The organism is Pedobacter sp. V48 (assembly GCF_000523515.1).
Taxonomy (GTDB): domain Bacteria; phylum Bacteroidota; class Bacteroidia; order Sphingobacteriales; family Sphingobacteriaceae; genus Pedobacter.
In genome coordinates this window covers 114,596-133,779 of record NZ_AWRU01000015.1, presented here as the reverse complement: position 1 = coordinate 133,779, position 19,184 = coordinate 114,596, and the positions used below count along the sequence as shown (strand labels likewise).

The window sequence follows — 19,184 nt, the reverse complement described above, 5'->3', positions numbered from 1 at the left end:
AAAAATTGACAAATGTCAATCGAAAGGCCTACTTCTTAGGTTTGGGATTGCGTAAACGGCTCAGTGTTTCGGGTGTTATGCCCAAATAAGAGGCAATCATGGCTTGCGGTACACGCAGGGCGAAATCAGGATAGCGCTTTACAAAGTTCTGGTATTTCTCTTCTGCAGTGCTGCTGATCACTTCATGGATCCGGTTCTGATTTATCACAAAGCTCTTGTTCAAAATATCGGTAACCAGCTGACCAAAAACAGGCACAGTTTCCATGGCCACCTTCATCTCATCCTTGTCGAACAGGATCAGTTCCGATTCTTCAATGGCATCAATGTTAAATTTAGAAGGTACACCGAAGAGCAGGCTTTCGCGATCGCTGATCCACCAGTCTTTAGTAGCAAAGCGGATGATGTGCTCGTTGCCCTTACCATCAACCGAATAGGTACGCATTAGGCCACTAGCTATAAAACAATGGTAGCGACATACATCGCCTTCCTGCAGCAGGTATTGTTTTTTGCGCAGTTTTTTGAACTTGGCATGGCTTTCCAGTATGGCAAGCTCCTCGTCGCTAATAGTTGTTTGTCGGCGTACATATGCCTTAAAAACTTCGAACACTAGATGATATTTTTTGTGCTAAGTTAAGAATCATCTTTTTGAAATGTTATAGTTTTCGAATCAATGAACAGAAGTTTACACTAAAAATAGTAAATTGAATAAAAAAGCATGTTAAAGAAAACGTATCTCGTAATTGTTGCTTTGTTGAGCTTACATCTCATAGTTCCGGCACAAACTGTTACCCTACAAGGAAACCTCATTGGTTTAACTGAAAACCAACTTCAATTTGTTTATAATACTTCCGAAGGGTATAAGGTAGACACAATACATGTTACTGATGGAAAGTTTACCTGGTCCAAGAAGTTATCGGGGCCACGTAAAGCCATGCTTTTCCTGCCAGAGAATTCTTTTCCCTTTTTTATTGAACCAGGAAACATTCGTATTGAGGGTAGGCCAGATAGCGTTGTTGTAATTGGTTCTAAAACATATGATGAATCGATAGCCTATAGTCGCTCATTCAAAGATTTACAACTACAAAGAGATTCAATCCGTAAAGCTATTTCGAATGCACCAGCCAATGAACAACCGGCGCTCCGAGAAAAGCAGCTTCAGGTAACGAAGATGTGGACTGAAAGGGAGAATGCATATATCAAGTCAAATCCCATGCATGTAATAAGCTCAGATATCGCGGCACGACGGGCAAGTATGGGTGATTATGATGAAGCGCTTCTGGCCTTTAATCTTTTAGGTAAAACTATACAGGAATCCCCTGAAGGCAAAGAAATCGCCAGCGCACTCGCAATTGGTAAAAGGAGCAGAATGGGGGCTAAGGTTCCGGATTTTATTCAAAACGATCCTGAAGGACGGCCTGTAAATTTCGCGAGCTTTAGAGGAAAGTATGTTTTTATCGATTTTTGGTCAAGTTCGTGCGCACCATGCCGGGCTGAAAATCCAAATATATTGAAGGCTTACAATAAATATAAAGGCAAGAATTTTACTGTATTGGGTGTGTCTCTCGACGATGATATTGAACTCTGGAAAAATGCCATTAAAGAAGATAAGATGCCATGGACAATGGTTTCTGACCTAAAGGGATTGAAAAATGAAATTTCTTCCTATTTTGGAATATTTGGCATACCCAGATCGCTTCTTATTGATGCAGAAGGAAAAATTATAGCTAAAGACCTAAGGGGCGATGAACTTAAGCAAAAGCTTGATGAACTTTTCTCGAGTAATTAATTGTGCCCCTGCAGGCAATTTTAACTTGTCGCAATAGTCAATTGTTTAATCGCGCCCAGATGATAAGCCGCATGTGGAATTAGGGCCAGTGTGCCTTGTCTGAATTGCTGACCTGTCCAGTCTTTCCTTTGTGCAATCGCTTTTCTAAGATCCTCATAGGCGCTCAGCAGCTCTTGCTGTAATTTTTGCCATTCCTGGTCATTCACCTCTCGGATTCTCCAACTTTCGGCCCAATCGGGCGAAGGCATTTTTCCGTCGAAAAATTCGAGGGCCACGCGGATACTCCATCTTAAATGTTCAGTGTGCGCTGCAATGGTTGATCCACCTTCAACAGTAGGTGTCGAAGCCTGTTCGGCATCGATCTGCTCAATTGCTTTAGTAAAACCATGACCAGGGAACCTATCAATCACCCAGGTGTAGTTGCTTGCCGGACCAACGTATAGTTCATCAAGCAATTCAAGTAATGATGAGATTATTGCTTCCATAATAGCATAACCATCATCTTTTTGAAATGTTTTTGATTTAATTTATTATCTGTTTGTTTTTCAGTGTTTTAATTTAAATAAAACGTATATTGTATCAACAATGTGGTGATAATTTAATCGTAGAATTATGAGGCTCAATTCTATTTTGCTGCTATTATTTCAACTGATTGTTGGATGTGCATTATCACAAGACAAAAAGAAGGATTCGGTTAACCGTCAAGATGTTCTTGAAGAGGAGTATAAACGATTGAAAGACTCATTGTCTAACTACACTTTTATCCCTGCAGTCTCTTCCGTGCTAATAAAAGAAGGAGAATGGGAATTCAATCTTTTTTCTTCTTTAAATTCAGCAAATCGATACAGAGAAAACGAAGGAGAACWWMYAGATWNTAARYKTTCGGCAAAGTTACTTATTCAATACTTTACAAGTCACCTATGGCATTTCAAAAAAATCCAGGGTAAATGTCGGATTAGATATAAACACCATAATGGGGCGAATTGATCAGGATAGGAATAGCTCAATTTTTAGAGTTTTTGATCCTAACGTATCCGGTCGAAGTCAATATGCAAGTGCTATTTCTGGTGTTGGCCCAAGAGTTAGATGGAGACCATTCAGTAAAAACTATAACCTAACATTACAAAGCAGCTTAATTTTTGGCTTATCCATAAAAGAAAGCAAAACAAATGTTTTGGGGCTAAACCAAAGCTATTTTGCAACACAGCTACTCTACAATACCCCCGTTACTAAGTACTTATCTGTCTTCTCCCAATTAGGTCTGCAATATGCCTTTAAAAAAGGCGATGCTGTAGCAACATTTTATTCGCCATTGGCASTRTMKGTTWGNNAYWTCMKWYCAMRTWWWMCGGNTGCCTTTCGTTTTAATAAATTACGTTCCCGGATTCGAAAAAAACAACAAATGGTCATATAGCCGATATTTTTGTCAAGCTGGTGCAGGAATTCAATACCAGATCTATAAAAACCTTCTCATCAATAGCTATTACGCTGCTAATATTGCAGGTAAAAACTATGCAGTATTCAATAATTATAATGTCAATATTCGGTTTTTACATCACTAAATTATTTATCACAATTGGCATCCGGAAAATTTGATCGGATATCAAACCGACAGATACTAATTCTTTTGGTTTTGGAAGACATAAGCACCATTTCCAATACACAAGGATTATTGAATTTAGAAGAAAACTGACCTACCAGTGTATCCTTTTCAGCATGATCTATAATTTCAATATAATTCTCGGTATTGTATCCAGCCTGTTTATTGTAAGTGTATTTATATTTCCCAGTAACATTGTAATTAACACCGTTCCCGTCTATATCTGTGTTCAGGTCCACAAAATAAACAAATTTGTCATCCTCAGAAGTGCGCGAAAACAGTCCGCAATCCCAATTATTAGATATAGAAGGAACATAATTAGGAGGTGGAACGCTTACAATTGAGAAATTGGCGGTAGATGGGGTAGCAGGAACGCCCAGAGTTTGGAGGTCTATTGACGATGTACCTTTTGTAGTAGTTACTTTTACGGTAACCTTGCCTGCCGGAAGGGTTTTTGGAATTGTAGTGGTAATGATTTTTTTATTATTCGTAAAAATAACGGCGTCCTTATCGTTAAATGTTATCTTAATAGTTCCAGAAAGGTTATCTCCATAAACCAAAACAGGATAATCATTATAGCTCACTGCAGGATATACCCGGCTAAGCGTTGGCGGGAGTACATCAACATTAACCGGTGTTTTAATAACCAGAAATGGCAACTGGTTTGATGTGCCGCCCTCGCTGCGTACGGTGATATTTGCGGTTCCATCAGCAAGGCCTGCAGGCACAACGGTATTTATTTCGGTGCCAGAAAAATTTATAATCTTCGAAGCTGTTCCATTAAAATAAACGTTATCTACACCTTCCAGATTACTGCCCTTTATTGTAACCGCATCACCAATAATTCCTGATGTAGGATCCACAGCGCTTATTGTCGGCGGAGTGCTGCTTTTCTTCGTTTTTTTACAATTAAAATGAACTACTGTTACAAGGATAAAAAATAATACTAAACACCCCCTTAGGGCATTGTTGTTTAACTTTTTCATATTCATTTATTTTAATGAACTAATTCGCTAACCTGTTTAATAATACTTCAGCTCTTTTATCTAATTCCTGGAGCCTTCTATCTAATTGGAGGTCTATAACCTCTATTTCATGTAATACCCTCGTTCGGAGTGCTTTCTTCTCCGTTTTGTTCAAATTTGCAGTGTTATAGTCGTTAATGTCTTTGATCTTTAGATTTAAAATAAAAATGTTAGAACTGTGCAACTCGCCTAAGGCGTAGTTAAACCATTCTTTTACTTCGGTTTCCTTTGATTCATTTGCCCAGTAGTCCTTTACATTTTTTTCATAACTGCTATGATTTTTATTAATTTCCTCATAGGCGTCGTTATAGCTGTTTATTGATCTTGTTAATATTTCCAGTGCCTGTGGATCATCAAATGCATGATCCGTACTAAACTTAAAGGCATCCTTTAGGTCTTTTGCCTCATTAATGAAATTGTTTATTGCTTTTGATAGGGTAGGGTAAAAGTCCTTTCTCTGATTATCCAGTTCTTCTTCGGCGGATAGATTGTCGAGTTTTATATCTATCAGTTTCTCCACGGCTTCTCTGTAGCTTTTAAGAGTGGATAGCATATCATCAGATTTAATTCCAAGTTTCGAGAGGTTTTCCTTCATTTCGTTGTTGCTTTTAGCAACCGCTCTTGTCAACAGGTTTGTAGGCGATTCTCCTATATAAAATTCTATTTGCTCGTCTTTATTTTTTGGAACCTTTGCTATTCCACCGAATGGATAAATAATACTTAATTTACTTCCTACCAGTTCTAAAGTCACTACATCCGAATTTTCTGGTATAGATACATCAAAATTGCCGCTAGTTCCCGATTTGGCCACTCCAATATTAACAACCCTTAAACTCATTCCAACAACAGGTTTCCTATTGGCATCCAGAAGCCTTCCAACAAACTTTCTTTGTCCAAATGTGTGTGCAGAGAGTGCCAGCAATGCCAGGCAAATTGCTGTTTTAGATAAGTGTTTCATGATGGTTGTATCTAAAAATTACTGAAGTTTGATATTAACAGGAGTGTCGGATGCAACTACTAGAGGCTCTTCAAACTTAACTACGTTATTTAGTATTACTTTTAAGTAAATTCTTTCGCCCGGAGGCACAGGCAATTCTAAATTGAAATTGCCATTTGAGTCTGTAAGGCCAGTTGCAGTTCCATTCCCAAAATCTAGTAGCGCGTTTGCTATTGGCCCATCGTTGTTGTCGACAATTGATCCCCTGATCCTTGTTTGTAATGATTGTTGGGTTCGCTTTAGCACAATCTTGATATTTTCATCATTAGATTTAAAGCTATTAGCGGTATCAGATATCTCGTAAATTCCGGTAATTGTTTCAACTATTATTTTCTTGTTGTAATAAGACATTGGAATATTCTTAAATATGGCCTGGCCATCATGAATATCTTCTATTTGCTTATAACCCTTTGGAATACGTACTGAAATTTTTCCCTCATTCAGCAACTCATTTGGTTTATCCTCACGAACAATGTTCAATTCTAAATCAAAGGACTTTGATTCTTTGCCAAAATTGGGCATAATGAAACCGCCTCCAACCACAAGGCAGAAAATTACTATAGGGCCAGACAGGTTCAGTTTACCATAGGGTAAAGATTCATTAGATTTAAATGAAGCGTACGATTTCATTGCTCCGGCTAAGAATGCAGCGCAGCTGAATCCGAGCGGAATAAGGATTATATAGTAAAAATTGCCTGCTATCCCCAGGTCGTTTAATTCTTTGCCAAAAAAGATTAGAATGGTAGAAGCTGCTAAACAAATTAGAAACGCTATTACACTAATGATTATCCAGCTAAATGAAGCTTTATCGTTACCTGTATCAGTATTGATTTTTTTTTNGCGCTCCATGATTATCGCTTGAGGGTGAGATGGTTATAAGTATGAATTTAGAAAATATAATTGATTAATTAAACTAAAAGTTTATATTTTTTATAGACTTGTTTTGTGTATTTACTTTTAATCAGGCCCAATAAAACCATATCCCAAGTGCCTATTGATCATTTCAAATGCTTTTAGCTTCAAATCACATTCTTAATGTGTGAAATTAATTTCTCACTAATTTAAAAATCAGAACAATTTGTTTCTTTTTGTTTAATTATGAGAAATATTATACCTACTAATGGGTATTGTTTTGTGTCTTATTGGAAAGTATATTTAACTAATATTTACACAATGTCTTTTTTACATAAAATTTGTGCTGTTTTTATATAAAAGATTTATTTGTTTATAGAAGTTCTATTAATCTGTTGAATGTATTTATATCATTAACCTTATAAAATGCTCTCCAAATGGGATTAAAAGCTCTTACCCAATCTGAACTGGAACATAGTTTCCAGGCTCAGCTGTTGTCCATAGGAAACAGCATTCATAGTAACATTTTAAGGATAGAAGATATTGGCGATTACATCCCCGGTAGCGTTATGGTACAGGATTTAAGCCGGATGACCAATACCTACATGAACCAGAATGGGTGTGATATCCTGAGGCATAGCAGCGAGGAGCTGGAACTTTTAGGACCAGCGTATTTCAGTAAGTTTTTCCCTGCCGAAGAGATCAGTATCTTAAAGTCAGAGCTGCAACATTTTGCAATGGAAAACGATGCGGGTAAGATACATTCATTTTTCCAGCGTGTAAGGCCAGATGAGGATAGTGAATACAAATGGTACTTTACCACTTCAAGGTTATATCCGTCGAGTGATCCTGATGAAGGGTTAAGAATGATGCACATTGCTGTTCCTGCCGATACCCTAAGTTATGCCGGAAGAAAGCTAAGTAACCTGGTGCAGGATGATGTATTGATCCGCAAAAACCTGCATAAGTTTGTGTTGCTTACCATTCGAGAGAAGGAAGTAATCCGTCTTATTGTTGAAGGTAAAAGTAGTTTCGAAATTGCAAACTGTCTGTTCCTTTCTATTCATACCGTAAACAATCACCGAAAGAATATCATTCACAAGCTTGAGGTTACTAGTTTGTCACAGCTGATCAAGTTTGCAGTTGCTTTCGCAATTATTTAGGTTTGAAGTAAAAGCTTTATCCTTAGTGTAAAATGACTAGCGATAGCTATTTTTAAATCGAAAGCGAGCCGGTAGCTTTAGTATAAGACAAAACATAATGCTATGCCAAACTGGAAACCTATTGTCGGACTAAGTTTTTCTTCCAAAGAATTCGATACTTATTGCCATGCTTTGCAATGGAATGCTTGGCGTCCTTCTTTTATCGTGTTACACAATACTGCTGTGCCTACATTGGCAAACAGGCCTAACGGCTTAAACAAAAATCATATTGATAATCTGGTTAAATATTATCGGGATGATCGAAAATGGAGTGCAGGTCCGCATTTATTTATCGACGACCATAAGATATGGGTTTTCACTCCATTAACAATGTCAGGCATACATTCACCAACTTGGAATAAAATAGCATTAGGCGTTGAAATGCTTGGGAACTATGCTACAGAAGACTTTAACAAAGGGAGAGGAGCTGCAGTGCGAGAAAATGCCGTAGCAGCTATGGCAACCCTTTGTGCCGTTCTTGGCATTAATCCCAATACAATGAAACTTCATAAAGAAGATCCAAAAACAACACATAAGTGCCCTGGTGCAAAGGTGAACAAGGTGGATGTCCTTAATGAAGTAGAGCAACTGCTTTTGCTAAGACATGGGAATGAGCATTCAGTGGTACATCAATAAGTATCATGACTCGCTTCTCTAACAATATATCTTAATTAATTTCTTCATCTACATTTAAGTAGTTGATTTAACACTCTCTTATGAAAAAGCTATTTGTTCTATCTGTGGCAATACTTTTATCTGTATTTTCTGCGAATGCGCAATCAGATACTTCTAAAACATCACAAAAAAAGGATTCAATTTCGGTAGTTACCACATTAAACAAGATAGATTCAGGTAGAAAAGAGTCTCTTAAGCTTAGTGAACAATTACTGTTAGAGCAGCGCGCGTTAAGCAAGCTAGTCAAATCCAGAGACAGTATAAACTTAACAAATGATATAAAGGCAAAAGCAAAGCTTGCCAAAATCCAAGATAAGATCAACAAAAGCACCAAGGAACTTAAAGAAGTGGAAGAACAGTTTACTAAAGTAACGCATGATCAGGATAGTCTACTGAAAGTTTTTAAAAAGAATGTGGCGGACTTAGACAAACAGTCTACTAAATTAAAAAAAGATAGTACTAAACTAAAGAACGGTGTTGATTCACTTAAAAAGGACTCAACGAGTGTTAGCAATAAGATTAAAGCACTTCAAGCRWYMWTCNCCTCMCWWRYMRAWWYANTGSAMKTKKTKKMYANCATAMWKNTGAATGATTCGTTGAAAATATATAAAAAGTTGAATAAAAGAAGAGATGAGGCTGAGGCAATGATTGCTGATCCTCTGTTTCACGCAAAAGGGTTCGTATACGACAATAACCGTGACATATTGAAAGTTACCAAAGTATGTATAAAAAAAGTGCATATTTTGGCAAGGGAGGGAATAATGCTTGAGATTGTGGTGACAACAGACAAAGGCATTTTTAGGAATAAGCATTCGGTGATAGATCTTGCTCATATGGATTCAAGGTTTGACGATAAACTATTTTACGAGAAGCAGGAATATTACCATGGAGCAGATAAGATGTATGTCTTTTTGGATGATGTTATCAGTTACACCCCAGTTAAATCTTATAGTGAACTGCCTTATTCCGATTTTGATATCACACTTACATCTGATGACGGAAAAGACATATTTTACCTCAAAGAGTCTACTTCAATAAATTCATATGTCAATGTATCGGCTTTTACGGATATTAAAGGAATAAGTGGTGAGCCTAATGCAATCGCACAATTTACAGCTGAAGCGAAGTTTATCACTAATACCAGAAATTTTCGTAATGGTGCTACAGTTGCAGGCAACTTCATTTCGTTTATCGGGGGACTGTCTAAATACGACACGAAATTTAAAGGGACAATGCTAATTAATAAAGACAGCGTTGACAGAAAAGATCTATTGCAACGCTCTAATTACTCAGTTGGTTTTAAGTTGAACTTACTACGGGGTTTGCCTTCACCATATCCAAAACATTTGATCAATGACTGGCAAATCAATATAGGCTATAATTTTGTAGGTAGTAAAGTCAGCGATACTTCATTTAAAGATGCAGCTAAAACAGTTATAGACACTACGTTTAAAACTGTGACTATGAACCAATGGTTCATAGAGCCCAAGTTCACTGTATCCAGAGGTCGCAACTTTGCACTTACACTGGGAATTCCTTTTCACWTGGTAAGCTTAAAGGGAAGTGCTAAGATCAAAAACGATCAAAATGAATACTGGGCTTCACCAAGTATAGATCTAATGTATTTTGGAAAAAGAGATACGGGAAGCAGATTATTCTTCAGATACCACCATTTCATTAACCTTAAGAACTCAGAACAAGCTTATAGTCAAATGCAATTGGGGTACTCTCTCAGTTTAACCAATGTGTGGGATCAGAAATAGGTACCCATTTTGGTGCTTATTTCTGATTTTTATATAGTCACTGTATACTGTTTATATAGCAGTTTTCCATCTTTCGGGCCTTCTTCATAAACATTTTTGTCGAGCGTCAATGGATCTAATGTTTTAGACGGACCGTCTTTAATTTCAAATTCATCCATAATGAACAGTTTGCCCTTACATTTCCTTATCAATTCTGCCATAAGTTGATGGTTTGGCATAGTAGTTTTCCACTTAACAGAAATTCTTTGTCTATCCAGAGTCGCCATAGCCGCCAATTCATCACTGTTCATCATTGCAATTCCTTGTTCTAATGCAGTTCCATTATAGCTTAAATGATGTCCCACTTTATAGAAAACCGTTCGGTTCAACAGATCTTCAACAAATCCAACCTTTTGGATATCTGTTTTTTGCCATTTAGTTATTTTATGCCAGCTCATCCAACTACCAAATTCAGCATCACCTGGTAGCAAAATCACTTTATTAGTCTCTATTGATTCCAAGGCAATAGCGAGGCTAGTATTATTAATATGGCTATTCAATCTTATGGCCATAGCACCGGCAGTGCTAAGCCAGTCATAATCTATTTTTCTCCATTTGGCTTGTGTATCGTTGTAAAGTGGGTCTAGGTTGTATTTAGTGTTTGGACTATTCACCACCACATGCTCCTGGTCAAACGGTAAGTCTTTTCCATTAGTAACTGTGTCTGCTAAATCTAAATATGCTTTAGTTGAAAGCGAGAAAGCCTCCAGTTTTGAATTGTTCTTGAAAACATCCTTTCCCTGTTTTTCCTTACTAAAAATAACGGAATCTCTATCAAATGGAGGACCTAGGATATGAAACTTGAACTCAGGAATTTGATCTATGGTTATGGTTTGCCCTGGCTCTAGGTACTCAATCTTTGTGCCTTTATCAGTAAGAATCTTCTTGATTTTTGTCATACCCGGAAGGGACTTTTTTTCCGATACATCTTCAGACAAGTTAATTTGAGCAAGTGTGTTTAATCCGTTAGAAAATGCAAAATCATTATCAATTAATCTTGAGGAGTGCGAAGAGTCTTCGAAATTGCTTTTTCTTTCGTTCTCGGTTACCTTCAAGTGATTGATCACGTTATTTAGCGCCTGTTTTGCTTTTTCTCTTTCTTCGATTAGCTTTTTTGCATGACCATTTGGATCGGTTGGATTTTCAGTCCAGGCAAACCAAGCATTTGAAATCGTGAAGTTTTTATGCGCAAAGATATCTGCACACTTTGAGAAACCATTAACATGATCGTTGTGTTCGTGTGTTACCACTAACAAGTCGATATGATGATGGACATATTCGTCTAGATTATCTATGTATTGTTTGAAATCGCCGGCGTTACCTTGGCAACTGCCACAATCAATCATCATGGTGTATTTGACAGCCTCACCTGATAGGAACTTTATTACAAAGCAGTCACCAGTACCCATGCAGTACATCCTGATACTTACTCTATCTGCCAGAGCAGATATATTTGGTTTAATCTTAGCCATGTCCGTAAATTAATGTTGATGTAGAAATGCGAATGGTTCAGTCATTCCCTGACTTCCATTGCTGAAGTATAGGGCAAATTCATTAGGCTCAACTGCATCATTTTGGTATTGAAACCTATATTGTTTTTCGAGTCTTGAACGATTGATCACTAATCTAGTATCACCATTTTGAAGTTCTGGTATTACCAGTGGTTTAGTTATTACATACTGCAATTGAGAGTTATCTAAATCAAAGATGAGTGTACAACCTCCACAAAATTCAAGAAAAATTTCAGTAGGGTCATTTCTATCTGTATCCTCACGTAGATCAAAAAACCTATCAAATTTATCATCTTTGAACACTACGCCATTGCGTTGTATTAATGAAAATACTACTTGGTTAAGCTGGTTGCCGTTTGGACCTACTCTCGAAACTAATCGAAGATTTTGGATTTGAAAAGAGGGCATATCAAATCTTTTTGACCGGGAGATGCCAAATGCTTCATAATGATGATCAAAAACCAACCCTGTTAGCCTCGCGAACTCTTCGGATCCAGAGAACTTGTTGCTAATTCTCTGGTGCAGGCCTTGTATTGGCTTACGTCGATTTGTAAAATCTCCACTAATGTGCAATTTGGTCAACTTGAAGATTTCTTCCCGATTATTTTCATATCTAATTTTATTTCCATAGCTTCTTAGGAAATCTGAGATTATGGTAATGAGACTTTGGGTATCTGTATTTTTACGTGGTTTAGTTATTGAAGGCTTCGAACCGATATTCACAACCGGAAAACGCAGGCTATCAATGCTCAAGGTTCTAATGCTCTCTGGATAAATACCCCTTCTGCGGAATGCGTCGATAAAGGCGAGTCGATAAGCTCTTGAGTCATCCTCCACAAGGTCACTATCTGATGTAATTATTGCTCTTAGGTAGTCCCCAAATGTCAAGTCAACAGGAGGGCAGTAATCTAATGCTCGAATACACATTCTAAGAACATGATCTGCTGCTTTTGCAGCCTCTCCCGCAAGCCTGCCTACAAGATCAGGATGCAATTCTCCTTCTTGCAATATCCCGGACCCACCACTTGCAATTCTAATTAAATCGGCAACTCTTCTTTTATAAATTGTAATGAAGGCTTCGAAAATAGCCGCTACTAAAATACTTCCCCTTTCATGCGGCTCTGTTATTGTTCGATAATCATCCGGATTAGGTAGTTTAGGCTTCCATATTTTTGTTACCTCATCTACTTCACCAATTGCATCACGCAAACTGCCGTAACTTCCAATTGCACTTCCAAATTCCTGTGCTAATTGCCCTAATAGGCTTTGAGAGTTTAAGTCGCCTTTTGTTTTAGCGATTTGATGTTTTAAAACTTCTGGAAAAGTGAAATGCTGAAATAGGGCAACAATATCTGCAAATGCTTCATGAAATGCCAGCATATCCTGATTTGTTGGTTGGTTATATTGGTTGTGCATGCCATCAAGAATAGCATGGGTGGTTTCATGGGCAATGATGTCGTGACTTAAACAGGTGAAAACTAACGAATCAGGCATATTGAGCGTTTCATCAGCGGGTGTTGACGAAAAATAACCGAATAATAATGCCTTCTTCTGTGGGCTATAATAAGCATTTGCATCCCGCAACGCATGAGGATATACTCTTAATTTAGAAACATACTCTTCATATTTTTTACCATCCGCTATTTTTCTCGGAGCCCATATGATTTTTCGGCCTAATGCTTTTTCAAAATTTTTGATCGTCAGCATAGTTACAGCGTAAACCATTTGTTGGTGAAATTGAGGATTGCTTTCACTAGGGGCCAACCCATCTTGAGCAAGAATGTATTGCTCATTCAAATCAACAGCCTTATAAAACACATCTATTGTGGGGTCGTAGTCTACTACCTCAATGTAATCGCCGATTGGGCCAGGTTCAAGGTTGTCTTCCCATAGCACTTTATAAATAATATTGTTAATTTCCACCGTCTCCGTTTTAAGCGACAGACTTGGATCAAAGGCATAGCCTCGTAGTTTTCTAAAGGGGGGCTGTTTCATCGTCATTTTCCTGTAGTTTGTTTGCAAATAGACCTGCGAGACTATCTGTTTTTGATTGCTGTTTTTCTTTTTAGTTAAATCGCTCAGAAAGATAAAGAATGAATGCTCCTTTTAAATGTAGAGATTCAGCGCTAGAGAATGGAGAGTTGTTTGACACGTTCATTAGATAATGTCTTAGGTGAAATAAAACTAATCAAGTAAAATACGGGAAACAAATTAAAGCTATGATTAATGCTCGGAATTGCTAAAAATGGCTAGAACTAGCTATTTCTAATTTAAATTATATTAATGAATTTTATTTTAAAGATAATGCTTGGTGCTTTATTATCCTACGAGATATAATAAACTATTATAAAAAATGGAAGAGCAAGAAAATAATCCTTTAACAAATGCAGAAAGGATCATAGCAGGCATTATTCTGGTTTTTTTTACCAGCCTGGCTTTGCTTATAGTTATTGCTTATTGGCCAGATAAACTTCAAAATAACCGAAACTATCAATTCAAGGCATTTCACGTTAAGCTAATTGGCGACTCTTGTATTAAAGATGTGAAACTTACTGAAGATTGTTTGAATGCAGCGATCAAAAATAAAGCTATTGTTGAGAAGCTTAAACTTGAAGATATCAATGCAAAGAAAGCCGAGGAAGCAGCTAAGTTAGCTTTGGATAAGCAAAAGGGCCAACCAGAAGATTCATTGACAAAATTTAAGGAAGATCTTGCAAACGCTATCAAGAAAAGCAAAGATGCCAGCGATAAGTTAGCAGCACAAAAAGAGCTAACCGATTGTGTAATATCAAAATGTACTGATGAAACTGGTTCTATTCAATTGAACTCATTAATTCTCATCCTGGTTGCTGCTGCAGGATTTTTAGGCAACATGATCTATATTGCCAAATCTTTCACAGCATTCATTGGTGTCAGAAAATTCAATCGAAGCTGGATTTTATGGTATTTTGTTAAACCATTCACTGCCGCAGCATTAGCCGTTATCTTTTACTTAGCCATTAACGATTTTTCTGATGGTAGTGCAAAAGCTATCAATCTCAACTTAATTATAGCAATGGCAGCACTGACAGGATTGTTTACCGATATCGCAATGTCTAAATTGAAAGATATTTTTGAAGTCATCATCAAGCCAAATAAAGATCCGATCCTAGCGCATGACCCAGCGATGAAAATACATCAGAAAAATATCAAACCTGAAAAAATAGATGTTCTTCATCCTAATGAAATAACCATACCCGGAGTAAATTTAGACCCGAAAAACTTAATCGTCAAAATGAATGGACAAGCTGTAACTGACCTCGTAATTACCTCATCATTAATCAAATTCACATATACAGTAGCATCTGAGGACAAGGAAAAAACTGAATTTAACTTAGTTGTAACAGATAAATCGGGTAAAGAATTGACAAATTTAAAATTAGGAATTTGATAGGTGATAGATTTTGAGATCGAAATCTGCTAAAAAGTAAGAAACTGGATAATCAGTATTAGCTCTTTAAGACTGTTTAAGTGAAGATTTAACTTTAAAACGATGCCTGCATTTGATAAAGATCATTCTGTAATTATAGTAGAAAGGTTTAAGGTCTTGAGTTCTGCTACGACCAAGTGGACATTGTTCTACCTTATTACGCTGTTTATTACTTGGTTTGTTTCTATTTATTCCAACGAAAAGGACGTAAAGAATTACGTCACAACCATTAATGAAGGAGCTTATTTTAAGGCGCTTTACGGAAAATTGAAGACAGAACGCAGACAGATTTTTGGCGATTATAAATATAAATACTATATGGATTCGCTAAGGCTTGACTCGAATCATAAGACCTCCAAAGGTATTGATACAGCCTTGAATAGTAGAATGGATAAGCTCGCAATTAATCTAGGAAAAGCAAAGCAATCAAGTAAGAATTTTCAAACAATTAAATTGTTTTTAGACACCCTAAAAAAATATAAAGGAGAGGAAAAGAAAGCTTATCGCGATTCATTAAGAGGATTGTTTTTCCCTAAGGATTTTGCATTAGCTCAATTGGGGGTAAAAAAAGCCGAAGCAGAGGTAAAAAGAGAGAGGATTTTAAATAAAGATATCCCATTTAATGTACCTGGAATTAATGCAATCAACCTGAAATATACGGCTGGGCTTGTTTTCTGGCAAGTCCTGAATTTTGTGCTTTTGCTCTATCTATTTTTGACACGTATGAAGATGATTGTGTATCTGCAGGATATCTACCGATATAAAAAAAATGAGATTGGCAATAATTTAGAGGAATGGAGAATGCTTGATCTTCAGCTTCCAATATGGATGGTGCCCTTTAAAGTAAAAAATGATGAAGATCGCTTGATTTTTAAAGCATTGCTAGGATGGAGTTCAGTGACATTGGTGAATTTTCTTGGTTTAACGCTTTTGTTGGTTATTATTATTCTGCAGATTTACGTCGCCTGGACTTCATGGCATGTGTTTGTGATGTATGATTTCACTGATTTTTATCCTGAAGTTTTYWKWRWARTMMWSMKAWSWTTAAGTACTTTTTTGATTTTGCTATGGTTAAAGCCGATTGCGCTATCTACGTCTTTCGGTCAAGAGCAGGCTTTCTCTATGAAAAGGAGGGAGTTCATAAAATTGGGTCTCTCATTTAGTTATTTTCTTTTTTTTATTCCTTCCATTGCGAGATCCATTCCGTTGATGAAAGGCGCCGATCTTACTTATAATAGGTTTAAGAAAAGAAAGAAGTATGACATTCAATTGAAGGATGGGTTCTACCTTAATAAGCGTAAAGGGATATTGCATTATTTTTCTGAAGGGCTATCACCTTCAATGAGAAGTATGAGCAAAGACGAGGTTAGGGATATGATACCAAAACTCAAAAAAATTGACCTGCTATTATATAAGGATGACTCACAAGCAACGATGTATAGCTTGGCCCATTCGTCTTACGTGCTGGAGAAAGAGGCTTTTAAACTGTCGCTTGCCGGGGAATATCTTGCTGCTTTTAAAATACTGATTATTGCGAGCTTATATTATCAGCAAAAAATGGGAAACTCATTATTGCAAAACAAAGAAAGAAGTGTATTTATAGGTGAAATAGCTAAACAAAAGCGGATTGTGAGTTTTATGGCGGGCCTCACTATTAGAGCCGAGCATTTTTTGAAGGGGGAGGATTTACTGGAAATCAAATCGGCCGTTGAATTGAGAAAAGATATGTTGAGGCCTGAAACTTTAGCAGGATATTGGCAGAACAAAAGTTTTGTTAAAAAATGGACAAATAAAAAAAGAATTCCCCAATTAATGGGTGAAAAAAATACTAAAGATATGGCTAACCTTGTGTTTTAAGTAAAATATGCGCCTCTGCGCAAGTTGTCGGATTCGAGTTCCGGCCAAGGGAAGCCATTTAGTAAATACTTTGTGATTTTAAATCTTTTTTGAACAAGTGGTAAAGAAAAAAGATAGCTTAAGATAATAAGCGTTTAAGACAGCAGAAAAATATTGATCATTGTAATTCAGCAAACGAATAGATATTCAGATTTTCCGGCGACATGAATTGCTCTACTTCTTTAATACAAAATTGCACTAATGACAAAATCTATTCAGCTTGAATATTAAATAAATTGATTTTACAAATCTCAATGTTTTGTGGAATAGTTCATTAATTTTGAATTATTCAAACAAAAAGATGGCAATTAATGTTGACTTTAGAAATGTTGTTGTTGGCGATTCGTATGATAGACCGACTTTAGCTCAACTTTGGGGCTACCAAAGCCATCAAGCTATTAGCAGGGGTGTTGTAACTCCTGTGAATTCTAAAACTATTGTTTTGTTTGTCACTAAGGATAAACAACAGCACAAGCGAGCCCATCTATTGTATATTTATCAAATTTAGCGAGTGCATATTTCGACTCACTCTATGGCTGTACAAGCAGCCTCTGATGCTAATTTTTTGCTCATCTAATATATTCAAGGGGATTTGAAATAAGCTACCCCGACATGGCATGTTTGCGATGGAGCAGTCAAATGGCACTTCCAAATGTTGTCAGGAACTTAGTGACCACGAATTTAGTCTCACCCTATGGCTGTACAAGCAGCCTGTCATTTCTATACAAACAGCGTATTATTCCATGGTATTCGAAAAAAGATAAGACATCCCAATGGCATACCTATCAACCCAAACCTACCATTTTAGCCCTGATAATACAAGTGTCCCCATTGGTTGTATTTATAATTAAATTTAGCGAGTGCATAATTTGCCTAGCCCTAAGGCTGTACAAGCAGCCTCAAATGTTTCTATTGAAACAATCATTCTAATTTGAAATCATATTAAATTGAATCTGGCACCGCGACAGTCTAACTTTCAAGAATATAATAGAGCCCATGTTGGTTGTATTATCTTTTAAACTTAGTGAGTCCATTTTGTCTCACCCTATGGCTGTACAAGCAACCTCTGATGCTAATTTTTTTTCTGATCCATATATCTAAGGGGATTTGAAATAAGCTACCCGGGCATGGTATGTTCGCGATGGAGCAGGCAATGGTACTGCCAAATGCTGCCAGGAACTTAGTGAGCACAGTTTTAGTCTCACCCTATGGCTGTACAAGCAGCCTCTTATTTCTATACAAACAGCCTGGTATTCCGTGGCATTCGAAAAGAGATAAAATCTTCCCGGATGGCATATCTATCAACCCAGGATCTAATCAATTACCAGGATCTACATTTTGTCATGCCCAGAGGACATGCATTTCTGAAACGGACTTACAATAGAGCATTGCATATTGCTTTCAAGATAGGTGATGCCAACTAATAGACATTTCTACTTAAACAATTCAGTGAGTGTTAAAGTACCCTCACCCTATGGCTGTGCAAGCAGCCTCCATATTAAATATCTTCTTCTCAAAGAACTAACCCTATCAACATCAAGCACAGGCCTGACACCTCTACTCAACTACTAGCTGAATGCCTGCCCTGTCGGCTTTATAGGCAATTTTTTCTTTCAGGCTGTAATAACTCCAGTTTCGCAATAAAAATTGATCATCCTTGGCTATTTCTTCCTTTAGTTCCTGGTTGACAAGGATAAGGGTTGCCGCCTCATGCTTTACACACAGGTCTATCAGCATGCGGCTATACACATGGAGTTTATAATCAATATAGTTTCTTTCCTGATGTTGATAATCTTCCAGAGATTTTCTTTTTCGCTTGCGGCCGTGGCCACCCCGATTGAAGGTAACCGCCTTCTTTACCCGGTAGATCGCCGCCTGTATGGCCAATCTCCGGTGTAGGAACTCTTCCTTGTTGCCAATGGTGTGTTCATGGCTGCCAATTTTAACGGTAACGGSSTRTTSRAWAGRTNARRARTSSYTCAGYAATAACAGAGGTATCCAAACGATGTTGTTCCTTTTCGATCTGAATGGCTGCCAGCAAAAAGATTTTACCCTGATCCAGCTGGATCTGACTTGACCGGAGTTTTAGCGTGCCGTTCAGTACTCTGTTCAACAAGATTTTTTTATCTGATCTGTCTTTACCCAAATAAGTTCTGAATGGAATCTGAAATAATCTAAAGCAAAAATTACGTCCATCGGACGTATGGCTAAGCTTTGAAATCACTTCCGCCCCGAAAGGCAAAGGGATATTCTTTTTATAATTCCTGAGCGACTTTTCACCTTTCCAATAGGCCACCTTTTCCTTGTTAAAAGAAGGAATCAGGGTGTTGTTCAAATAACTTAGAATATTTGTTGGAATCTGTCCTTTA

Annotated in this window: 11 protein-coding genes and 1 pseudogene; 5 read left to right on the top strand and 7 right to left on the bottom strand. The window is 37.2% G+C overall.

Annotated elements, in window-relative coordinates; genetic code table 11:
• Nucleotides 1–28 precede the first annotated feature (28 nt).
• On the bottom strand, nt 29–607 hold the full coding sequence (locus N824_RS14875) for a Crp/Fnr family transcriptional regulator (protein ID WP_048905943.1): 579 nt from the start codon (nt 605–607) through the stop codon (nt 29–31).
• A 108-nt stretch (nt 608–715) separates the two neighbouring features.
• On the opposite strand from N824_RS14875, the gene N824_RS14870 reads away from it, so the two are divergent.
• The gene (locus tag N824_RS14870; protein ID WP_048905942.1) at nt 716–1,786 is read left to right on the top strand and encodes a TlpA disulfide reductase family protein; all 1,071 of its coding nucleotides are present in this window, start codon (nt 716–718) and stop codon (nt 1,784–1,786) included.
• A gap of 20 nt (nt 1,787–1,806) precedes the next feature.
• On the opposite strand, the gene N824_RS14865 is transcribed toward N824_RS14870, so the two are convergent.
• The 3 genes from N824_RS14865 to N824_RS14845 all read right to left on the bottom strand — a co-directional run bounded on the left by N824_RS14865 (nt 1,807) and on the right by N824_RS14845 (nt 5,369).
• Nucleotides 1,807–2,271: a DinB family protein gene (locus tag N824_RS14865; RefSeq protein WP_048905941.1), complete on the bottom strand. Its 465-nt coding sequence runs from the start codon at nt 2,269–2,271 to the stop codon at nt 1,807–1,809.
• 1,078 nt (nt 2,272–3,349) lie between these two features.
• A complete protein-coding gene (locus N824_RS14850) occupies nt 3,350–4,372 on the bottom strand; it encodes an IPT/TIG domain-containing protein (RefSeq protein WP_152542306.1) in 1,023 nt (340 codons plus the stop codon).
• Between the two features lie 19 nt (nt 4,373–4,391).
• Nucleotides 4,392–5,369, bottom strand: coding sequence for a hypothetical protein (locus tag N824_RS14845; protein ID WP_048905937.1), 978 nt, complete (start codon nt 5,367–5,369; stop codon nt 4,392–4,394).
• A gap of 1,328 nt (nt 5,370–6,697) precedes the next feature.
• On the opposite strand from N824_RS14845, the gene N824_RS14835 reads away from it, so the two are divergent.
• Nucleotides 6,698–7,423, top strand: a complete 726-nt coding sequence (locus N824_RS14835) for a response regulator transcription factor (RefSeq protein ID WP_048905935.1) — start codon at nt 6,698–6,700, stop codon at nt 7,421–7,423.
• Between the two features lie 102 nt (nt 7,424–7,525).
• Entirely contained in the window at nt 7,526–8,098 is a 573-nt protein-coding gene (locus tag N824_RS14830) for a peptidoglycan recognition family protein (protein ID WP_048905934.1), read from the top strand.
• 1,831 nt (nt 8,099–9,929) lie between these two features.
• Here the strand turns inward: N824_RS14830 and N824_RS14820 are convergent.
• Both N824_RS14820 and N824_RS14815 read right to left on the bottom strand, forming a co-directional pair.
• A complete protein-coding gene (locus N824_RS14820) occupies nt 9,930–11,411 on the bottom strand; it encodes an MBL fold metallo-hydrolase (protein WP_048905932.1) in 1,482 nt (493 codons plus the stop codon).
• A 9-nt stretch (nt 11,412–11,420) separates the two neighbouring features.
• Nucleotides 11,421–13,445 (bottom strand): hypothetical protein, encoded by a 2,025-nt coding sequence (locus N824_RS14815; RefSeq protein WP_052334150.1) that lies wholly within the window; start codon nt 13,443–13,445, stop codon nt 11,421–11,423.
• 358 nt (nt 13,446–13,803) lie between these two features.
• Between N824_RS14815 and N824_RS14810 the strand changes: the two genes are divergently transcribed.
• Both N824_RS14810 and N824_RS14805 read left to right on the top strand, forming a co-directional pair.
• Entirely contained in the window at nt 13,804–14,880 is a 1,077-nt protein-coding gene (locus N824_RS14810; RefSeq protein ID WP_048905931.1) for a hypothetical protein, read from the top strand.
• A gap of 102 nt (nt 14,881–14,982) precedes the next feature.
• A pseudogene (locus N824_RS14805) lies at nt 14,983–16,776 on the top strand (hypothetical protein).
• 1,596 nt (nt 16,777–18,372) lie between these two features.
• Here N824_RS14805 and N824_RS33160 read toward each other — a convergent pair.
• Nucleotides 18,373–18,702, bottom strand: a complete 330-nt coding sequence (locus N824_RS33160) for a hypothetical protein (protein WP_200869886.1) — start codon at nt 18,700–18,702, stop codon at nt 18,373–18,375.
• Nucleotides 18,703–19,184: the final 482 nt, after the last annotated feature.

Bases quoted from the DNA above. Each gene is read 5' to 3' on its own strand.
- N824_RS14870 (WP_048905942.1), top strand. From the start codon at position 716: ATGTTAAAGAAAACGTATCTCGTAATTGTTGCTTTGTTGAGCTTACAT.
- N824_RS14865 (WP_048905941.1), bottom strand. From the start codon at position 2,271: ATGGAAGCAATAATCTCATCATTACTTGAATTGCTTGATGAACTATAC.
- N824_RS14850 (WP_152542306.1), bottom strand. From the start codon at position 4,372: ATGAAAAAGTTAAACAACAATGCCCTAAGGGGGTGTTTAGTATTATTT.
- N824_RS14845 (WP_048905937.1), bottom strand. From the start codon at position 5,369: ATGAAACACTTATCTAAAACAGCAATTTGCCTGGCATTGCTGGCACTC.
- N824_RS14835 (WP_048905935.1), top strand. From the start codon at position 6,698: ATGGGATTAAAAGCTCTTACCCAATCTGAACTGGAACATAGTTTCCAG.
- N824_RS14830 (WP_048905934.1), top strand. From the start codon at position 7,526: ATGCCAAACTGGAAACCTATTGTCGGACTAAGTTTTTCTTCCAAAGAA.
- N824_RS14820 (WP_048905932.1), bottom strand. From the start codon at position 11,411: ATGGCTAAGATTAAACCAAATATATCTGCTCTGGCAGATAGAGTAAGT.
- N824_RS14815 (WP_052334150.1), bottom strand. From the start codon at position 13,445: ATGAAACAGCCCCCCTTTAGAAAACTACGAGGCTATGCCTTTGATCCA.
- N824_RS14810 (WP_048905931.1), top strand. From the start codon at position 13,804: ATGGAAGAGCAAGAAAATAATCCTTTAACAAATGCAGAAAGGATCATA.